This is a genomic window from Acidisoma sp. L85 (genome assembly GCF_009765865.1).
Taxonomy (GTDB): Bacteria; Pseudomonadota; Alphaproteobacteria; order Acetobacterales; family Acetobacteraceae; genus Acidisoma.
The window spans coordinates 1-1,190 of the sequence record NZ_LMUQ01000004.1 but is presented as its reverse complement, the minus strand read 5'-3'; the positions used below and the strand labels follow the sequence as shown (position 1 = coordinate 1,190).

The 1,190-nt window shown below is 62.5% G+C and carries 1 protein-coding gene; it reads left to right on the top strand.

Annotated elements, in window-relative coordinates:
• Positions 1–81: 81 nt before the first annotated feature.
• Entirely contained in the window at positions 82–1,176 is a 1,095-nt protein-coding gene (locus GSQ83_RS00315; protein WP_158800728.1) for an IS630 family transposase, read from the top strand.
• Positions 1,177–1,190 lie beyond the last annotated feature (14 nt).

Here is a 1,190-nt window from a genome sequence, read left to right as displayed (position 1 = left end):
CTAGTGTCCTGGCCGAGAAATAACTAGACACCTTCGCGTGGCTATGATTCGCTGAGTTCCTGGCAGCGCAGGAGACGACGCGTGGCGACACCGAAGGCGATTGCGATCGAGCTGTCGGAGACTGAAGCGGCCGAGCTTGCGTCCCGGCTGAGGCGACGCAAGGTGGCCCGCGCGGATGCCATGCGGGCTGAGATCGTGTTACTGGCAGCCGAGGGCGTCAGCAACCTTGCGATCGCGGAGCGGCTCGGCATTACGCGCGTGACGGTCACGACCTGGCGACGGCGCTTCGCCGAGAAGCGCTTGGACGGTCTCCTGGACGAGCGACGCCCTGGGGCACCCCGGACTATTACAGACCAGAAAGTTGCCGACGTCGTCACGACGACACTGGAGACGCTCCCTGTCGGTCGGACGCACTGGAGCTCGCGTGGCATGGCACGCGCATCGGGGCTGGCTCCATCGACGGTGCAGCGGATATGGAAAGCGTTCTCGCTGCAACCGCATCGAAGCGAGACCTTCAAGCTGTCGACCGATCCGCTGTTCGTCGACAAGGTGCGTGACATCGTCGGGCTCTACCTAAATCCGCCGGACCGAGCTGTGGTGCTCTGTGTCGACGAGAAGTCCCAGGTGCAGGCGCTCGACCGCACCCAGCCGATCCTGCCGCTGCGCCCGGGGCAGGCCGAGCGGCGCACCCATGACTACAAACGGCATGGCACAACGTCGCTGTTCGCCGCACTCGATATCAAGGCTGGGACGATTGTCGGCAAATGCATGGCGCGACACCGCGCCGCCGAGTTTCGGCGCTTCCTCGCTATGGTTGAGAAGAACGTTCCGGCCGACCTCGACGTGCACGTCGTCATGGACAATGCATCAAGCCACAAGACCAAGCAGATCCGCAGCTGGTTTGCCAAGCGCCCTCGCTGGCACCCACACTTTACCCCGACGTCGGCATCCTGGATCAATCAGGTCGAGCGCTTTTTTGCCTTGCTAACCGACGAGCAGATCAGGCGCGGTACGCACCGCTCCGTTCGAGAGCTTGAAGTGGCAATCGGCACCTACATCGACGCCCGGAACGCCGATCCCAAGCCTTTTCGGTGGACCAAGTCCGCAGACGACATCTTGGCGTCAATCCAGCGCTTCTGCCAAAGAACCGTCGACGTCCAGCAGAGATGTGGATAGAAACTTCGGAATCA